The organism is Streptomyces sp. NBC_00663, assembly GCF_036226885.1.
GTDB lineage: Bacteria > Actinomycetota > Actinomycetes > Streptomycetales > Streptomycetaceae > Streptomyces.
Map to the genome: position 1 here is coordinate 4,023,487 of NZ_CP109027.1, position 17,026 is coordinate 4,040,512.

Sequence of the window (17,026 nt, forward strand, 5' to 3'; positions counted from 1 at the left end):
ATTCAGCGACCCCTCAGAGCTTCATCAGGCTGGCGTCGTCGACCGAGGCCGAGTGGCGGGAACGGAACAGGGACACGATGATCGCGAGCCCGACCACGACCTCCGCGGCGGCGACGACCATCGTGAAGAACGCGATGATCTGGCCGTCGAGGTTGCCGTGCATCCGGGAGAAGGCGACGAACGCGAGGTTGCAGGCGTTGAGCATGAGCTCGATGCACATGAAGACGACGATCGCGTTGCGCCTGATCAGTACGCCGGTGGCGCCGATCGTGAACAACAGGGCCGCGAGGTAGAGGTAGTTGACGGGGTTCACTTCGACGCCTCCTCGGCCCGCTTGAGGTTGGCCGGCTCGACCGCGGTGCGCTCCAGGCGCTCCTCGGCTCGCTGCTCCAGCGCCTTGAGGTCGTTGAGGGCCTCGGCCGACACGTCCCGGATCTGGCCGCGCTCGCGCAGCGTCTTGCTCACCGTGAGCTCGGACGGGGTGCCGTCGGGCAGCAGGCCCGCGATGTCCACGGCGTTGTGCCGGGCGTACACGCCGGGGGCCGGCAGCGGCGGTACGTGCTTGCCCTCGCGGACACGCTGTTCGGCCATCTCGCGCTGGGTCAGGGCGCGTTCGGTGCGCTCGCGGTGGGTGAGCACCATGGCGCCGACGGCGGCCGTGATCAGCAGGGCGCCGGTGATCTCGAAGGCGAAGACGTACTTGGTGAAGATGAGGGTCGCGAGGCCCTCCACGTTGCCGTTGGCGTTCGCCTGCGCGAGGCCGTTGAACTGCTTCAGGGAGGCGTTCCCGATCCCCGCGAACAGCAGGATGCCGAAGCCGAGGCCACTGAGAAGGGCCAGCCAGCGCTGGCCCTTGATGGTCTCCTTCAGGGAGTCCGCGGCCGTGACGCCGACGAGCATGACCACGAACAGGAACAGCATCATGATCGCGCCGGTGTAGACGACGATCTGCACGATGCCCAGGAAGTAGGCGCCGTTGGCGAGGTAGAAGACCGCCAGGATGATCATGGTGCCGGCGAGACAGAGCGCGCTGTGCACGGCCTTCTTCATGAAGACGGTGCACAGGGCGCCGATCACGGCGACGGTGCCGAGCACCCAGAACTGGAAGGCCTCGCCGGTGGAGGTGGAGTAGGCGGCGAGATCGCTCATGCCGTCGCCTCCTCTTCATCGGGCTTCTCACCCTTGGAGACGGCGACTTGCTGGACCGTGCCCGGGGCGGCCTCGGTCACCAGGCCCCGGTAGTAGTCCTGCTCGTCCGTCCCCGGGTAGATCGCGTGGGGCGAGTCGACCATGCCGTCTTCGAGACCGGCGAGCAGCTGCTCCTTGGTGTAGATCAGGTTCGCGCGGCTGGAGTCGGCGAGCTCGAACTCGTTCGTCATCGTCAACGCGCGCGTGGGGCACGCCTCGATGCACAGGCCGCACAGGATGCAGCGGGCGTAGTTGATCTGGTAGACGCGGCCGTACCGCTCGCCCGGCGAGTAGCGCTCCTCGTCGGTGTTGTCGGCGCCCTCCACATAGATGGCGTCGGCGGGGCAGGCCCAGGCGCACAGCTCGCAGCCGACGCACTTCTCCAGGCCGTCCGGATGGCGGTTGAGCTGGTGCCGTCCGTGGAAACGGGGAGCGGTGGTCTTCTCCTGCTCCGGGTACTGCTCGGTCAGCCGCTTCTTGAACATGGCCTTGAAGGTCACGCCGAAGCCGGCGACGGGGTTCATGAAACCGGGCTTGGTCTCCTTGGGCTCCTCAGCCATCGGACGCCTCCTTTCCATCCCGAGATCCGTCGTCACTCTGAGTATTCACTCCACCACTGACAATCAGCTCCCGCTCCTGCCGCGAACGACGCCTCGGCACGGCCGGCGACTCTTGTCCGGGCAGCGGCGGTACGGGGAATCCGCCGGCCATCGGGTCGAAACCGACGGCCGCAGCGGGCTCCTCCGCGTCCTGGGGCTTGCCACGGAACATGTCCGCGACGAAGGAGAGCAGCAGCAGGACCAGGACGCCGCCGCCGATGTAGAGGGCGATGTCGGCGAAGTCGTAGTTCTCGTTGCGCAGGGTCCGTACGGTCGCGACGAGCATCAGCCAGACGACGGAGACCGGGATGAGGACCTTCCAGCCGAGCTTCATCAGCTGGTCGTAGCGGACGCGAGGGAGCGTGCCGCGCAGCCAGATGAAGAAGAACAGCAGCAGCTGGACCTTGATGACGAACCAGAGCAGCGGCCACCAGCCGTGGTTGGCGCCCTCCCAGAAGGTGCTGACCGGCCAGGGGGCCCGCCAGCCGCCGAGGAAGAGGGTCACGGACACCGCCGAGACCGTCACCATGTTCACGTACTCGGCGAGCATGAACAGCGCGAACTTGATCGACGAGTACTCGGTGTTGAAGCCACCGACGAGGTCGCCCTCGGACTCCGGCATGTCGAAGGGGGCGCGGTTGGTCTCGCCGACCATCGTGATGATGTAGATGATGAAGGAGACCGGCAGCAGGATGACGTACCAGCGGTCCTGCTGGGCCTCGACGATCGCCGAGGTCGACATCGACCCCGAGTAGAGGAACACGGAGGCGAACGCGGCGCCCATGGCGATCTCGTACGAGATCATCTGCGCGCAGGAGCGCAGGCCGCCGAGGAGCGGGTAGGTCGATCCGGAGCTCCAGCCGGCGAGCACGATGCCGTAGATGCCGACCGAGGCGACCGCGAGGATGTAGAGCATCGCGATCGGCAGGTCGGTGAGCTGCATCGTGGTGCGCTGGCCGAAGATCGAGATCTCGTTGCCGGCCGGGCCGAAGGGGATCACCGCGATCGCCATGAAGGCCGGGATGGCCGCGACGATCGGTGCGAGGACGTAGACGACCTTGTCCGCGCGTTTGACGATGACGTCTTCCTTCAGCATCAGCTTCACGCCGTCGGCGAGCGACTGGAGCATGCCCCAGGGGCCGTGCCGGTTGGGGCCGATGCGCAGCTGCATCCAGGCGACGACCTTGCGCTCCCAGACGATGGAGAACAGCACGGTCACCATCAGGAACGCGAAGCAGAAGACGGCCTTGACGACGACCAGCCACCAGGGGTCGGTGCCGAACATCGAGAGGTCTTCCGCCGCGAGGTACGGGCTCATGCCTCCACCTCCTTGGGGGCTTCGGCGTCGAGCGTCGCCGGGCCGATGCGGACGAGAGATCCGGGCAGCACACCGGCGTCGGAGGCGACGCCCCCGCCCACGGAGTTCAGCGGCAGCCAGACCACACGGTCGGGCATCTCGGTGACCTGGAGCGGGAGTTCGACGACTCCGGAGGAACCGGTCACGGCCAGGACGTCACCGTCCTTGACACCGGCCTCGGCCGCGGTCGCGGCCGACACGCGCGCGTGGGCGGCGTGCCGGGTGCCCGCGAGCGCCTCGTCGCCCTCCTGGAGCCGGCCCTGGTCGAGCAGCAGCCGGTGTCCGGCCAGGACGGCCTCTCCGGCGGCGGGCCTCGGCAACTGGGCGCCGGTCTCCAGCGGTTCGGTGGCCCGGGGTCCGTCCCAGGCGCCGAGCCGGTCGATCTCGCCGCGCACGGTGCGCAGATCCGGCAGACCCAGGTGTACGTCCATGGCGTCGGCCAGCATCTGGAGCACGCGCGCGTCGGCGGGGGCGAGACGGCGGGTCATCTGGTCGGGCTTGAGCGCGGCCTCGAAGAAGCGCACCCGGCCTTCCCAGTTGAGGAAGGTGCCGGCCTTCTCGGCGACCGCGGCGACCGGCAGGACGACGTCCGCGAGCTCGGTGACCTCGCTGGGCCGCAGCTCCAGCGAGACCAGGAAGCCGACCTCGCCGAGCGCCTCACGCGCGCGTGCCGGGTCGGGCAGGTCGGCGACCTCCACTCCCGCGACGAGCAGCGCCTGGAGCTCCCCGGTGGCGGCGGCCTCGACGATCTGCGTGGTGTCACGGCCGTAGCGGTGCGGCAGATCCGCGACACCCCAGACGGCGGCGACCTCCTCACGCGCGCGCGGGTCGGTGGCCGGACGGCCGCCCGGCAGCAGCGAAGGCAGGGCGCCCGCCTCGACGGCACCGCGCTCCCCCGCCCTGCGCGGGATCCACACCAGCTGCGCGCCGGTCGCGGACGCGGCCCGTACAGCGGCCGTCAGGCCGCCCTCGACGGCGGCCAGCCGCTCGCCGACGACGAGCACCGCGCCCTCGGTGCGCAGCGCCTCGGCGGCCTGCGCACCACCGTCCTCCAGGCCGACGCCGCTCGCGAGCGCGTCCAGCCACTCGGTCTCGGTGCCGGGAGCCGCCGGCAGCAGCGTGCCGCCGGCCTTCGTCAGGCCGCGCGTGGCGTACGTGGCGAGCGAGAAGACCTTCTGTCCGTGCTTGCGCCAGGCCTTGCGCAGCCGCAGGAAAACGCCGGGCGCCTCCTCCTCGGCCTCGAACCCGACCAGCAGGACGGCGGGTGCCTTCTCCAGCGCGGTGTACGTGACGCCCGTACCGTCGAGGTCTCGGCCGTGTCCGGCGATCCGCGCGGCGAGGAAGTCGGCCTCCTCGCCGCTGTGCACGCGCGCGCGGAAGTCGATGTCGTTGGTGTCGAGCGCCACGCGCGCGAACTTGCTGTACGCGTAGGCGTCCTCGATCGTGAGCCGGCCGCCGGTCAGCACGCCGGTCCGGCCGCGCGAGGCGAGCAGCCCCTGCGCGGCGATCTCCAGCGCCTCGGGCCAGGAGGCCGGGACGAGATCACCCTCGGGATTGCGCACCAGGGGCGTCTCCAGCCGGTCGCGCTGCTGCGCGTACCGGAAGGCGAACCGCCCCTTGTCGCAGATCCACTCCTCGTTGACCTCGGGGTCGTTGGCCGCGAGCTTGCGCATGACCTTGCCGCGCCGGTGGTCGGTGCGGGTGGCGCAGCCGCCGGAGCAGTGCTCGCACACGCTCGGGGAGGAGACCAGGTCGAAGGGGCGGGAGCGGAAGCGGTACGCCGCCGAGGTGAGCGCGCCGACCGGGCAGATCTGGATGGTGTTGCCCGAGAAGTACGACTCGAAGGGGTCGCCCTCGCCGGTACCGACCTGCTGGAGCGCGCCCCGCTCGACCAGTTCGATCATCGGGTCGCCCGCGACCTGGTTGGAGAAGCGGGTGCAGCGGGCGCACAGCACGCACCGCTCACGGTCGAGCAGCACCTGCGTGGAGATCGGGACGGGCTTCTCGTACGTCCGCTTCTTGCCCTCGAAGCGTGACTCGGACTGGCCGTGGGACATGGCCTGGTTCTGGAGCGGGCACTCGCCGCCCTTGTCGCAGACCGGGCAGTCCAGCGGGTGGTTGATGAGGAGCAGCTCCATCACACCGTGCTGGGCCTTCTCGGCGGCCGGCGAGGTGAGGTGGGTCTTCACCACCATGCCGTCGGTGCAGGTGATGGTGCAGGAGGCCATCGGCTTGCGCTGGCCCTCGACCTCGACGATGCACTGGCGGCAGGCGCCGGCCGGGTCGAGCAGGGGGTGGTCGCAGAAGCGCGGGATCTCGATGCCGAGCTGTTCGGCGGCCCGGATGACCAGGGTGCCCTTGGGCACGCTGATCTCGGCGCCGTCGATGGTCAGCGAGACGAGATCCTCCGGCGGGACCGCCGCCTCTCCCCCTCCCGAGGGAGCGTTGGTGGTCACGGTCATGCGTTCACCTCCGTGCGGGAGTCGGCCCAGACCGTCGACTTGGCCGGGTCGAAGGGGCAGCCACGGCCCGTGATGTGCTGCTCGTACTCCTCGCGGAAGTACTTCAGCGAGGAGAAGATCGGCGAGGCGGCGCCGTCGCCGAGGGCGCAGAACGACTTGCCGTTGATGTTGTCGGCGATGTCGTTCAGCTTGTCGAGGTCGGACATGACGCCCTTGCCGGCCTCGATGTCGCGCAGCAACTGCACGAGCCAGTACGTGCCTTCACGGCAGGGCGTGCACTTGCCGCAGGACTCGTGGGCGTAGAACTCGGTCCAGCGGGTGACGGCGCGGACGACGCAGGTCGTCTCGTCGAAGCACTGGAGAGCTTTGGTGCCGAGCATGGAACCCGCGGCACCCACTCCTTCGTAATCAAGAGGGACGTCGAGGTGCTCTTCGGTGAACATCGGCGTCGAGGAACCGCCGGGCGTCCAGAACTTGAGCCGGTGTCCGGGTCGCATGCCGCCGCTCATCTCCAGGAGCTGGCGGAGGGTGATCCCGAGCGGGGCCTCGTACTGGCCGGGGCTCGCGACATGGCCGCTGAGCGAATAGAGCGTGAAGCCGGGTGACTTCTCGCTTCCCATCGACCGGAACCAGTCTTTGCCCCGATTCAGAATCGCGGGAACCGACGCGATCGATTCGACGTTATTCACCACAGTCGGGCAGGCATAGAGCCCTGCGACCGCAGGAAAGGGGGGACGGAGCCGCGGTTGACCGCGGCGGCCTTCGAGCGAGTCGAGGAGTGCGGTCTCCTCACCGCAGATGTACGCGCCGGCGCCCGCGTGCACGGTGATGTCGAGATCGAGCCCGCTGCCCAGGATGTCCTTCCCGAGGTAGCCGGCCGCATAGGCCTCGCTCACGGCCGCGTGCAACCGCCGCAGTACTGGGACCACTTCACCGCGCAGATAGATGAAGGCATGCGACGACCTGATGGCATAACACGCGATGATCATGCCCTCGACGAGGCTATGCGGGTTCGCGAAGAGGAGCGGAATGTCCTTGCAGGTTCCGGGTTCCGATTCGTCGGCGTTGACAACTAGATAGTGCGGCTTTCCATCCCCCTGTGGAATGAACTGCCATTTCATTCCCGTGGGGAATCCCGCGCCGCCGCGGCCGCGCAGACCGGAGTCCTTGACGTACGCGATCAGGTCGTCCGGTGACATCGCGAGCGCCTTGCGCAGGCCCTCGTATCCTTCGTGCCTCTTGTAGACGTCCAGCGTCCAGGACCTGTCCTCGTCCCAGAAGGCCGACAGCACGGGTGCGAGCAGCTTCTCGGGGCTGGTGTCTTTCAGCTCGGGTGCCAAGGTCATCACTCCCCCTCCTCGGCGGCGGGCCCTGCCGGGTGGGCCGGGTCGGAGGCCGATGTGTCCTGCGGCGCGTCGTGCGAGCTGAGGTGCTCGGTGGGCGACGGTTCGTGGACGGCCCTGTCCTGTGGTTCGTCGTGCGGACCGGCGTCCTGCGCTCCGGTGTCGTGCGCGCCGGTGTCGTGCGGACCGCCGTCTCGCGGATGGACCACGCGCGCGGGTGCGGCCTCTCCCCTAGCCAGGCGGAGGCCCACCAGCGAGGCGGGTCCCGCTCCGCCGGTCGCCTCGACGGCCCCTGGCCGCTCGTCGGGGAAGCCGGCGAGGATCCGCGCGGTCTCCTTGAAGGTGCACAGCGGCGCCCCGCGCGTGGGCTGCACCGGGCGGCCCGCGACCAGGTCGTCGACGAGGCGCTTGGCGCTGGCCGGGGTCTGGTTGTCGAAGAACTCCCAGTTGACCATCACGACCGGCGCGAAGTCGCAGGCCGCGTTGCACTCGATGTGCTCCAGCGTGACCTTGCCGTCGTCGGTGGTCCCGCCGTTGCCGACGCCCAGGTGCTCCTGGAGGGACTCGAAGATCGCGTCGCCGCCCATCACCGCGCACAGCGTGTTCGTGCAGACGCCGACCTGGTAGTCACCGCTCGGCCGGCGCCGGTACATGGTGTAGAAGGTGGCGACCGCGGTGACCTCGGCCGTGGTCAGGCCGAGGACGTCCGCGCAGAACTGCATCCCGGTGCGCGTGACATGGCCCTCCTCCGCCTGCACGAGGTGCAGCAGCGGAAGGAGCGCGGACCGGGAGTCGGGGTAGCGGGCGATGACCTCGCGCGCGTCCGTCTCAAGCCGGGCTCGGACATCGTCCGGGTAGGCGGGCGCGGGCAGTTCGGGCATGCCCAGGCTGACGCCCCGCTCCGAAGAAGAGGTGGTCACCGGTCGACGCCTCCCATCACGGGGTCGATGGACGCGACGGCGACGATGACGTCGGCGACCTGGCCGCCCTCGCACATCGCCGCCATGGCCTGAAGGTTGGTGAAGGAGGGGTCGCGGAAGTGGACCCGGAAGGGGCGGGTGCCGCCGTCGGACACCGCGTGCACCCCGAGTTCGCCCTTGGGTGACTCGACGGCCGCGTACGCCTGTCCCGGCGGTACGCGGAAGCCCTCGGTGACCAGCTTGAAGTGGTGGATCAGGGCCTCCATGGAGGTGCCCATGATCTTCTTGATGTGGTCGAGCGAGTTGCCGAGACCGTCGGGGCCGAGCGCGAGCTGGGCGGGCCAGGCGATCTTCTTGTCGGCGACCATGACCGGGCCGGGCTGGAGCCGGTCCAGGCACTGCTCGACGATGTGCAGCGACTGGCGCATCTCCTCCAGGCGGATCAGGAACCGCCCGTAGGAGTCGCAGGTGTCGGCGGTCGGGACCTCGAAGTCGTAGGTCTCGTAGTCGCAGTAGGGCTGCGACTTGCGCAGGTCGTGCGGCAGGCCGGTGGAGCGCAGGATCGGGCCGGTGGCGCCGAGGGCCATGCAGCCGGCCAGGTCGAGGTACCCGACGTCCTGCATACGGGCCTTGAAGATGGGGTTCCCGGTGGCGAGCTTGTCGTACTCCGGGAGGTTCTTCTTCATCTTCTTCACGAACTCGCGGATGTGGTCCACCGCGCCGGGCGGCAGGTCCTGCGCGAGTCCGCCGGGGCGGATGTACGCGTGGTTCATCCTGAGGCCCGTGATGAGCTCGTAGATGTCGAGAATCATTTCACGATCACGGAATCCGTAGATCATGATCGTGGTGGCGCCGAGCTCCATGCCGCCGGTGGCGATGCACACCAGGTGCGAGGACAACCGGTTCAGCTCCATCAGGAGCACCCGGATGATCTTGGCGCGCTCGGTGATCTCGTCCTCGATGCCGAGGAGCTTCTCGACGGCGAGACAGTAGGCCGTCTCGTTGAAGAAGGACGTCAGATAGTCCATGCGCGTCACGAACGTGGTGCCCTGCGTCCACGTGCGGTACTCGAGGTTCTTCTCGATGCCGGTGTGGAGGTAGCCGATGCCGCAGCGGGCCTCGGTGACCGTCTCGCCGTCGATCTCCAGGATCAGGCGGAGCACTCCGTGGGTGGAGGGGTGCTGGGGGCCCATGTTGAGGACGATGCGCTCGTCGTCGGCGCGGGCCGCGGCCTGGACGACCTCGTCCCAGTCGCCACCGGTGACCGTGTAGACGGTGCCTTCCGTGGTCTCCCTCGCCGAAGCGGCGGCGGATGCGTGCGATGTGCTCACGAGTACGACCTCCGCTGGTCCGGAGCCGGGATCTGGGCGCCCTTGTACTCGACGGGGATGCCGCCGAGGGGATAGTCCTTGCGCTGCGGATGGCCCTGCCAGTCGTCCGGCATCATGATCCGCGTCAGGGCCGGGTGACCGTCGAAGACGATCCCGAAGAAGTCGTAGGTCTCGCGCTCGTGCCAGTCGTTGGTCGGGTACACCGGGACCAGGGACGGGATCTTCGGGTCGGCGTCCGGGGCGCTGACCTCCAGGCGGATCAGCCGGTTGTGGGTGATCGAGCGCAGGTGGTAGACGGCGTGCAGCTCGCGGCCCTTGTCGTGCGGGTAGTGGACCCCGCTCACCCCGGTGCAGAGCTCGAAGCGCAGCGCGGGGTCGTCGCGCAGGGTGCGGGCGACGCGCAGCAGGTGCTCGCGCTCGATGTGGAAGGTGAGTTCGCCGCGGTCGACGACCGTCTTCTCGATGGCGTTGTCGGGCAGCAGACCCTGCTCCTCCAGCGCGCCCTCCAGCTCGTCGGCGACCTCGTCGAACCAGCCGCCGTACGGGCGGCTCGCCGCCCCCGGGAGCCGGATGGAGCGGACCAGTCCGCCGTAACCGGAGGTGTCGCCGCCGTTGTCGGCGCCGAACATGCCGCGCTGGACGCGGATCTCCTCGCCGCCGTCGCCCCGCTGTCCGGGGAGGTTGGAGGCGCCGAGGTCCTTCTCGGGGTTCACCCCGTTCGACCCGGCACCCGTGGTGCCGTTGGCGTCGCTCACCGCAGCAGCCCCTTCATCTCGATCGTCGGCAGGGCCTTGAGCGCCGCTTCCTCCGCCTCCCGGGCCGCTTCCTCGGCGTTCACGCCGAGCTTGGAGCCCTGGATCTTCTGGTGGAGCTTGAGGATGGCGTCCATGAGCATCTCCGGCCGCGGCGGGCAGCCGGGGAGATAGATGTCGACCGGCACGATGTGGTCGACGCCCTGCACGATCGCGTAGTTGTTGAACATGCCGCCCGAGGAGGCGCAGACCCCCATGGAGATGACCCACTTGGGGTTCGGCATCTGGTCGTAGACCTGTCGCAGCACCGGCGCCATCTTCTGGCTGACCCGGCCGGCGACGATCATGAGGTCGGCCTGGCGGGGTGAGCCGCGGAAGACCTCCATGCCGAAGCGGGCCAGGTCGTAGCGTCCGGCGCCGGTCGTCATCATCTCGATGGCGCAGCAGGCCAGGCCGAAGGTGGCCGGGAAGACGGACGCCTTGCGCACCCAGCCCGCGGCCTGCTCGACGGTGGTCAGCAGGAAACCGCTCGGCAGCTTTTCTTCGAGTCCCATGAGTTAAAGGCCCCTCAGTCCCATTCCAGGCCGCCGCGCCGCCATACGTACGCGTACGCGACGAAGACGGTGAGCACGAAGAGCAGCATCTCCACGAGCCCGAAAACACCCAGGGCGTCGAAGGTGACGGCCCAGGGGTAGAGGAAGACGATCTCGATGTCGAAGACGATGAAGAGCATCGCCGTCAGGTAGTACTTGATGGGGAAGCGCCCGCCGCCGGCCGGCGTGGGGGTCGGCTCGATCCCGCACTCGTAGGCCTCGAGCTTGGCCCGGTTGTACCGCTTCGGACCGATCAGCGTGGCCATGACCACGGAGAAGATCGCAAAGCCTGCCCCGAGGGCTCCCAGTACGAGGATGGGCGCATACGCGTTCACCGCTCCTCGCTCCTCTCAGTCGGCACTGACTGCTGGCGATGGCGTTGGGTTCACTTCCGTCTCACGTGCCTCACGAACCCCGTTCGTCCCCGACGAAGATCGCGAACATGTGAAGCAGGTCACAAGCCCAACTGACCCGCATCTTATGCCCGCCGGTCTGTGATCTGCGACACGGGGTATTGCACAAGCTTTGTGATCTCCACCACCTGACGAAGGATCATGAAGTCGGATGAGCGGTGATCTTCGTACGTGAAGCGTCCGAGCGATCACCAGAGGTGACATTTTGGCTCGTCGGCGCAGTTGGGGAGGGGTGCGGGAAGGGCGTCTCAATATCAAGAGTCTTCCCGTGCATGCAAATTGGTGCTGGACGCGACCGCTTGATAGTGCGCGGCGTTCACACCCGAGGGGGAGGTGCGGGGTGCGATGTGGACGCGTGCACACATTCACGAGCGGATGACGGCGAGGGGCACGCGCGTGACGCGGGCGCCGCTGTAACCGTTGCGTGACCTCCGCCACATCGATGAGAGACCTCTGAGAAGCGGGCTTGGCCACCGGTCCCAACCGATGGTAGGCGCGGGGCAATTCGGGCGTAACGATGAAAGACCGTGATCAAGGCCATGATGGGCCGCGCCCGCAATGTCCGTTACGGCGTCAATAAAGGGTGTCACGCCCGGGATTCGAGGGGCTGATTGAACAACTGTGGCGCAGGACACGTTTCTTGAAGGTATGGAGGAGCCCCTGATACCGGTTGTTCTCATGTCCCACACCGCTCACATACGCAGCCACCGGAAACCCCGCCGCAGCGCGACGACATCGATCGCCGTCCGCGCCGGAGTTGCCGGTGGCGTCCTCAGCATGGCAGCGGCGGGCGCGTCGGCCTCGGCGAGCGCCGCCGAGACGACGCAGACGCTCGAACTGCCTACGCTCACGGCCGACCTGGCCGCCCAGGTCGCCCAGTCCGCGGACGCCACGCAGCAGGCCGCCGCGAACTACGAGCTGGAGGCCGAGCGTGACGCGGCCGCCGCCGCGGCCGCGAAGGAGGCCAAGAAGGACCTCGCTGACGCGAAGAAGAAGGCGGAGGCCAAGAAGAAGGCTGAGGAGGCCCGCAAGGCCGCCGCGGAGGCCGCCGTCTCGCGTTCCTCGGCCCGGACCACCCTCTCCGCGTCCACGACCGTCTCGGCGCCCGCCAGCGGCTCCGTCGCGACCGTCATCTCCTTCCTCAAGGCCCAGGTGGGCGACGCCTACGTCATGGGCGGCACCGGCCCCAACGCGTGGGACTGCTCGGGTCTGGTCCAGGCCGCGTTCAAGCAGGTCGGCGTCGACCTGCCGCGCGTCTCCCAGGACCAGTCCACGGCCGGTACGCCGGTCTCGCTCTCCAACCTGCAGGTCGGTGACATCCTGTACTGGGGCTCCGCCGGCTCCGCGTACCACGTGGGCGTCTACATCGGTGACGGCCAGTACCTGGACGCGGCCAACCCGTCCAAGGGCGTTGTCATCCAGGACCTGTCCGGCTACCCGGCGACGGGCGCCGTACGCGTACTCTGACAAAACACGCACAGGCGTACAGAACGCCGGAAGGGCCGCAGCCGCTCGGGGGCAGCGGCCCTTCCGCCCGTGCCGTCGGTTATCCGAGATCGAAGGTGTTCGGCAGGCCCAGCCGGTAGCGCACCTCGTCGATCCGTTTCAACGGCTCCATCTCCGGGGGCCGGAAGAGCTCCAGGACCTCACACCGCTCGGCGTCCGAATTGTCCGCGTCCAGCAGCGCGTTGACCGCCAGCCGGGCCGACTCGTTGGCGCCCTCCATCGTCGCCAGGTCCACATCCGTGCGGACGTAGTCGCCCGCGAGGAAGAAGTTGGGCACCTCGGTGCGGGCCGAGGGGCGGTTGTAGAGCGTGCCCGTGGGGTGAATGAGGAGCTGTTCGCGGTTCTGCGGGTCGGGGCCGCCCACGCCCGTCACCGCCGGGTCCATGAACCAGCCGAGCCGGTCGTCGTCCACCAGGGTCGTCTCGGCGGAGTCGTTGAGCCCGTCCTTCAACTGCGCCCAGAGTTCGGCGACGATCTCGTCCTTGGTGCATTCCTTGGCCGTCTTGCCGTACAGGATGCCCGGCTTGTCCCACTCCGAGATGATGGCCGAGAGACAGTCGTGGGCCCGGCCGTCGCCGTAGTCGCGCGCGAAGTCCCGTCCGGCCCAGAACTGTGCCTGGCCCACCGCCGTCACCGACCAGGGTGAGTCGAGGCAGTTGATGTGCCCGTGGACGACGGGAGTGGGCGTGCGCAGGTAGAACATCACGCCGGTCATCCAGTCCGTCCTCAGCGCGTCGCAGCGCGCGAGCTGCGGGTCCGCCGCGCGCAGGGCGGAGCCCCACGTCACGCGCGCGTGCTCGACGGGGAGCGCGGAGACATAGTGGTCGGCGGTGACGGTACGTTCGTCGCCGCCGTCGCGGGCCGAGACGCGGACGCCGGTGACGCGGACACCGTCGTACAGGACCTCGCGGACCTGTGTGCCGAGCATGAACTCGACGCCGAGGGAGCGCAGATGCCGTTCCCAGGGGTCGATCCAGGCCTCGCTGGTGGGGGCGTTGAGCACGCGGTCGACGTCAGAGTCGGCGCCGTCCATGCCACGGCCGAGGAGGCCCCACAGGATCAGGGCTTCGATGATCACCCGTCCCACGGTCCTGGTGGACGCGACCTCGGCGCGGGTGGCGACGAGGTTGCGGGTCTGGCCGATGCCCAGCACCGTCTGGTACTCCGCGCTCATCTCCTCTGCGCGGATGAAGTTCCACCAGGAGGTCTTCTCCCACTGGTCCTCCCGGCGGGCGTCGCAACTGGTCAGGTGGACCAGGACCCGGTCGGCGAAGTAGGCGGCCTCATGGGCGGGAAGGCGGGTGGCGAGGTCCAGGACCGAGAGGATCTGGTCGCGGATCCAGGACGGGGTGAGGTCACCGGGAGCCGGCGGGGTGGTGGCGCGCCGCAGCGGGAAATGCAGGTCGGAGCGTCCGTCCGCGCGGGCGAACAACTCCTCGGTCGCGTTGCGGAGGTTGTCGCGGACACCACCGGCGTTCCCGGCGAAGGGGATGCGGCGCATCGTGTCCGGCAGGTTCCGGTAGAAGCCGGGGAAGAAGCGGAAGCCGTGTTCGGCGGGGAGGTCCGCGCGGCCGCCGGTCGCCGTGCCGGGGACGGGCATCGAGCGGGCCTTGCCGCCGAGGACGTCGTAGTACTCGTGGACGGTCACGGCGTAGCCGCGTTCGGCGAGTTCATGGGCGGCGCTCAGGCCGGAGACGCCGCCGCCGAGGACGGCGACGCGCTTGCCGGAAGCGGCGCTCGCGCTCCCGGCGGGCCATAACGCGAGCGCCCCCGCCGCTCCCCCGGTACCGGCCAGGAACCGTCTACGGGTGTGGCCCTGAGGGCGCTGTACGTGTTCTGTTGTCATGGGCAACGGAGAGTAGGGAGAGGTTCCGGAGGCCGGAACCCCGATGTCCCACCGCCCACAGCATCCACACAACAGGGAGAAACATGCCCAGCGTGTTCGTACAAGGCAGGCCCGTCGACTCGTATCCGCCCCTCGCGCCCGAGGCCCGGCGCGGAAAGGTGCGGCGTATCACGGAGGTCGGCGAAGAGGTGCTGCACAAGCCGTGCCGTGACGTGACCGAGTTCGGGCCCGATCTCGCCGCGCTCATCGACGACATGTTCCTGACGATGTACATCGCGGACGGGGCCGGGCTCGCGGCGAACCAGGTCGGTGTCGATCTGCGGCTGTTTGTGTATGACTGCCCGGACGACGACGGGGTCCGGCACGTCGGGCACATCCTCAATCCGGTCCTCGACGCACTCGACCCCGCTGATCGGAAGCTGCTCGACGACAGCGAAGGGTGCCTGTCAGTGCCCGGTGCCACCATGGACGTACCGCGCCCGGACCGGGCCGTCGTGCGTGGGTACGACAAGGACGGGGCCCCGCTCGTCGTCGAGGGGACGGGGTACTTCGCCCGCTGCCTCGCCCATGAGACCGACCACACCGACGGTCACGTCTACCTGGACCGCCTCTCGAAGCGCGAGCGCAAGGACGCGCTGAGGCAGGTGGCGGACCGGCGGGAAGAGGTCTTCGCACGCCGGGCCGCCAACATCGCAGCCCTGAGCGGCTAGTTACGCCTTCGGTGCCACCTTGCTCAGCCCGTTGATGATCCGGTCCATCGCGTCGCCGCCCGTCGGGTCGGTGAGGTTGGCGAGCATCTTCAGGGTGAACTTCATGAGCACGGGGTGGGTGAGGCCGCGCTGGGTCGCGATCTTCATGACCTTCGGGTTGCCGATGAGCTTCACGAAGGCGCGGCCCAGGTTGTAGTAGCCGCCGTAGGTGTCCTTGAGGACCTGCGGGTAGCGGTGCAGCGCCAGTTCACGGCTCGCGGGCGTCGGGCGGGCGTGGGCCTGGACGATGACGTCGGCGGCGATCTGGCCGGACTCCATGGCGTAGGCGATGCCCTCGCCGTTGAAGGGGTTCACCAGGCCGCCGGCGTCGCCGACCAGCAACAGGCCCTTGGTGTAGTGGGGTTTGCGGTTGAAGGCCATCGGCAGGGCGGCGCCGCGGATCGGGCCGGTCATGTTCTCCGGCGTGTAGCCCCACTCCTCCGGCATCGAGGCGCACCAGGCCTTCAGCACCTCGCGCCAGTCGAGCTCCTTGAAGGAGTCGGAGGTGTTGAGCACACCGAGGCCCACGTTGGACGTGCCGTCACCCATGCCGAAGATCCAGCCGTAGCCGGGCAGGAGACGGTCCGGGCCCGGCCCGCGGCGGTCCCACAGCTCCAGCCAGGACTCCAGGTAGTCGTCCTCGTGGCGGGGCGACTCGAAGTACGTCCGTACGGCGACACCCATAGGGCGGTCCTCACGGCGGTGCAGGCCCATCGCCAGGGACAGCCGGGTGGAGTTGCCGTCCGCGGCGACCACGATCGGCGCGTGGAAGGTGACCTCCCGCTTGTCCTCGCCGAGCTTGGCGTTCACGCCGGTGATGTGGCCGGTGCGGTCGTCGACGATCGGGGCGCCGACGTTGCAGCGCTCGTACAGCCGCGCGCCCGCCTTCTGGGCCTGCCGGGCGAGCTGCTCGTCGAAGTCGTCGCGCTTGCGGACGAGTCCGTAGTCCGGGAAGGAGGCGAGATCCGGCCAGTCCAGCTGGAGCCGGACGCCGCCGCCGATGATGCGCAGGCCCTTGTTGCGCAGCCAGCCGGCCTCCTCGGAGATGTCGATGCCCATGGCGACGAGCTGCTTGGTGGCGCGCGGGGTGAGTCCGTCGCCGCAGACCTTCTCGCGCGGGAACGCGGTCTTCTCCAGCAGCAGGACGTCGAGACCGGCCTTGGCGAGGTAGTACGCGGTCGTGGAGCCGGCCGGCCCCGCGCCGACGACGATGACGTCAGCGGTGTTTTCAGACAAGGGCTCGGAGTGGGGCTCGGTCACGGCGGTCACGGCGGGATCTCCCCAAGTTCGAAATCTGCGTGCCGACTAGCACTGGACATGGGCAGTCTATTCAGCACGATTGATCACCCGGCTGAAGGGCTGCCCCGTGAACCGAGCTCTCCCCGTAGTAAGGCTGCGTGTCCCCACCGACGAGGACGCCGTCGCCTGGCACCGGCTCTTCGACGACCCGGACGTCATGGAGTTCCACGGCGGCCGGTCCGCGGAGCTGTACGTCTACGAGGAACTCACGGCACGCCAGCGCCGGCACGACGCCGAGCTGGGCTTCTGTCTGTGGACCATGCTCGACGAGGAGGGGCGGGCCATCGGTTTCACGGGTGGCCAGCCGTGGCCGCACGAGTGGGGGCCCAAGGGCGAGATCGAGATCGGCTGGCGGCTCGGCCGCGCGTACTGGGGCAAGGGGTACGCCTCGGCCGCCGCGCAGGAGACGCTGGCGCGGCTGCGGGCGGCGGGCGTGGCGGACGTGGTGGCGATGGTCAGACCCGGCAACGAGCGGTCCGTCGCGGTCGCGCGCGGCCTCGGCATGGAGCTCGCGGAGACCTTCCCGCACCCGCGGTTCTCGGAGGACGCGCTCTGCTTCCGGCTCGACCTGCAAGCCGGTCACACAGAGTAATCGACTGTCACAGATAGCCACTTGGCGCTTCCGGACGGCACCCCCGGGCGGTTACCCTTCAGGTACCGCTGGGGGT

Annotated in this window: 16 protein-coding genes; 3 read left to right on the forward strand and 13 right to left on the reverse strand. The window is 68.9% G+C overall.

Annotated features, from left to right (window positions below):
• Positions 1-13 precede the first annotated feature (13 nt).
• The 11 genes from nuoK to OG866_RS18270 are packed head-to-tail and all read right to left on the reverse strand — an operon-like array spanning position 14 to position 10,880.
• Complete coding sequence (nuoK, locus tag OG866_RS18220) at positions 14-313, reverse strand: NADH-quinone oxidoreductase subunit NuoK (RefSeq protein ID WP_003974374.1); 300 nt, start codon at positions 311-313, stop codon at positions 14-16.
• Complete coding sequence (locus tag OG866_RS18225; protein ID WP_329335966.1) at positions 310-1,149, reverse strand: NADH-quinone oxidoreductase subunit J; 840 nt, start codon at positions 1,147-1,149, stop codon at positions 310-312. Before OG866_RS18225 ends, nuoK begins: the two co-directional genes overlap by 4 nt.
• Positions 1,146-1,748, reverse strand: a complete 603-nt coding sequence (gene nuoI / locus OG866_RS18230; RefSeq protein WP_329335968.1) for an NADH-quinone oxidoreductase subunit NuoI — start codon at positions 1,746-1,748, stop codon at positions 1,146-1,148. Before nuoI ends, OG866_RS18225 begins: the two co-directional genes overlap by 4 nt.
• Positions 1,741-3,105 carry an NADH-quinone oxidoreductase subunit NuoH gene (gene nuoH, locus OG866_RS18235; RefSeq protein ID WP_329335970.1) on the reverse strand — a complete coding sequence of 455 codons (1,365 nt, stop codon included), beginning with the start codon at positions 3,103-3,105 and terminating at the stop codon, positions 1,741-1,743. Before nuoH ends, nuoI begins: the two co-directional genes overlap by 8 nt.
• A complete protein-coding gene (locus OG866_RS18240; RefSeq protein WP_329335973.1) occupies positions 3,102-5,606 on the reverse strand; it encodes an NADH-quinone oxidoreductase subunit G in 2,505 nt (834 codons plus the stop codon). The genes nuoH and OG866_RS18240 overlap by 4 nt, the downstream gene beginning before the upstream one ends.
• Entirely contained in the window at positions 5,603-6,952 is a 1,350-nt protein-coding gene (gene nuoF / locus OG866_RS18245) for an NADH-quinone oxidoreductase subunit NuoF (RefSeq protein WP_329335975.1), read from the reverse strand. The genes OG866_RS18240 and nuoF overlap by 4 nt, the downstream gene beginning before the upstream one ends.
• Complete coding sequence (gene nuoE, locus OG866_RS18250; protein WP_329335976.1) at positions 6,952-7,869, reverse strand: NADH-quinone oxidoreductase subunit NuoE; 918 nt, start codon at positions 7,867-7,869, stop codon at positions 6,952-6,954. Before nuoE ends, nuoF begins: the two co-directional genes overlap by 1 nt.
• Positions 7,866-9,200 carry an NADH-quinone oxidoreductase subunit D gene (locus OG866_RS18255; protein ID WP_329335977.1) on the reverse strand — a complete coding sequence of 445 codons (1,335 nt, stop codon included), beginning with the start codon at positions 9,198-9,200 and terminating at the stop codon, positions 7,866-7,868. The genes nuoE and OG866_RS18255 overlap by 4 nt, the downstream gene beginning before the upstream one ends.
• On the reverse strand, positions 9,197-9,955 hold the full coding sequence (locus OG866_RS18260) for an NADH-quinone oxidoreductase subunit C (RefSeq protein WP_329335978.1): 759 nt from the start codon (positions 9,953-9,955) through the stop codon (positions 9,197-9,199). The genes OG866_RS18255 and OG866_RS18260 overlap by 4 nt, the downstream gene beginning before the upstream one ends.
• Positions 9,952-10,506 carry a NuoB/complex I 20 kDa subunit family protein gene (locus OG866_RS18265; protein WP_030494814.1) on the reverse strand — a complete coding sequence of 185 codons (555 nt, stop codon included), beginning with the start codon at positions 10,504-10,506 and terminating at the stop codon, positions 9,952-9,954. Before OG866_RS18265 ends, OG866_RS18260 begins: the two co-directional genes overlap by 4 nt.
• A 14-nt stretch (positions 10,507-10,520) precedes the next feature.
• Entirely contained in the window at positions 10,521-10,880 is a 360-nt protein-coding gene (locus OG866_RS18270; RefSeq protein WP_007383963.1) for an NADH-quinone oxidoreductase subunit A, read from the reverse strand.
• A gap of 756 nt (positions 10,881-11,636) precedes the next feature.
• On the opposite strand from OG866_RS18270, the gene OG866_RS18275 reads away from it, so the two are divergent.
• A complete protein-coding gene (locus tag OG866_RS18275) occupies positions 11,637-12,425 on the forward strand; it encodes a C40 family peptidase (RefSeq protein WP_329335979.1) in 789 nt (262 codons plus the stop codon).
• Between the two features lie 79 nt (positions 12,426-12,504).
• On the opposite strand, the gene OG866_RS18280 is transcribed toward OG866_RS18275, so the two are convergent.
• Positions 12,505-14,310, reverse strand: a complete 1,806-nt coding sequence (locus tag OG866_RS18280) for a hydroxysqualene dehydroxylase (protein WP_329335980.1) — start codon at positions 14,308-14,310, stop codon at positions 12,505-12,507.
• An 83-nt stretch (positions 14,311-14,393) separates the two neighbouring features.
• Here OG866_RS18280 and def point away from each other — a divergent pair, with 83 nt between their 5' ends.
• Positions 14,394-15,020, forward strand: coding sequence for a peptide deformylase (gene def, locus OG866_RS18285; RefSeq protein WP_329335982.1), 627 nt, complete (start codon positions 14,394-14,396; stop codon positions 15,018-15,020).
• On the opposite strand, the gene OG866_RS18290 is transcribed toward def, so the two are convergent.
• Positions 15,021-16,319 carry a geranylgeranyl reductase family protein gene (locus OG866_RS18290; protein WP_329344175.1) on the reverse strand — a complete coding sequence of 433 codons (1,299 nt, stop codon included), beginning with the start codon at positions 16,317-16,319 and terminating at the stop codon, positions 15,021-15,023.
• A gap of 106 nt (positions 16,320-16,425) precedes the next feature.
• Between OG866_RS18290 and OG866_RS18295 the strand changes: the two genes are divergently transcribed.
• Entirely contained in the window at positions 16,426-16,950 is a 525-nt protein-coding gene (locus tag OG866_RS18295) for a GNAT family N-acetyltransferase (protein ID WP_329335983.1), read from the forward strand.
• Positions 16,951-17,026 lie beyond the last annotated feature (76 nt).

Coding starts and splice junctions, on each gene's coding strand:
- OG866_RS18275 (WP_329335979.1), top strand. CDS start 11,637: ATGTCCCACACCGCTCACATACGCAGCCACCGGAAACCCCGCCGCAGC.
- nuoI (WP_329335968.1), bottom strand. CDS start 1,748: ATGGCTGAGGAGCCCAAGGAGACCAAGCCCGGTTTCATGAACCCCGTC.
- OG866_RS18265 (WP_030494814.1), bottom strand. CDS start 10,506: ATGGGACTCGAAGAAAAGCTGCCGAGCGGTTTCCTGCTGACCACCGTC.
- OG866_RS18225 (WP_329335966.1), bottom strand. CDS start 1,149: ATGAGCGATCTCGCCGCCTACTCCACCTCCACCGGCGAGGCCTTCCAG.
- OG866_RS18240 (WP_329335973.1), bottom strand. CDS start 5,606: ATGACCGTGACCACCAACGCTCCCTCGGGAGGGGGAGAGGCGGCGGTC.
- OG866_RS18280 (WP_329335980.1), bottom strand. CDS start 14,310: ATGACAACAGAACACGTACAGCGCCCTCAGGGCCACACCCGTAGACGG.
- nuoF (WP_329335975.1), bottom strand. CDS start 6,952: ATGACCTTGGCACCCGAGCTGAAAGACACCAGCCCCGAGAAGCTGCTC.
- nuoH (WP_329335970.1), bottom strand. CDS start 3,105: ATGAGCCCGTACCTCGCGGCGGAAGACCTCTCGATGTTCGGCACCGAC.
- def (WP_329335982.1), top strand. CDS start 14,394: ATGCCCAGCGTGTTCGTACAAGGCAGGCCCGTCGACTCGTATCCGCCC.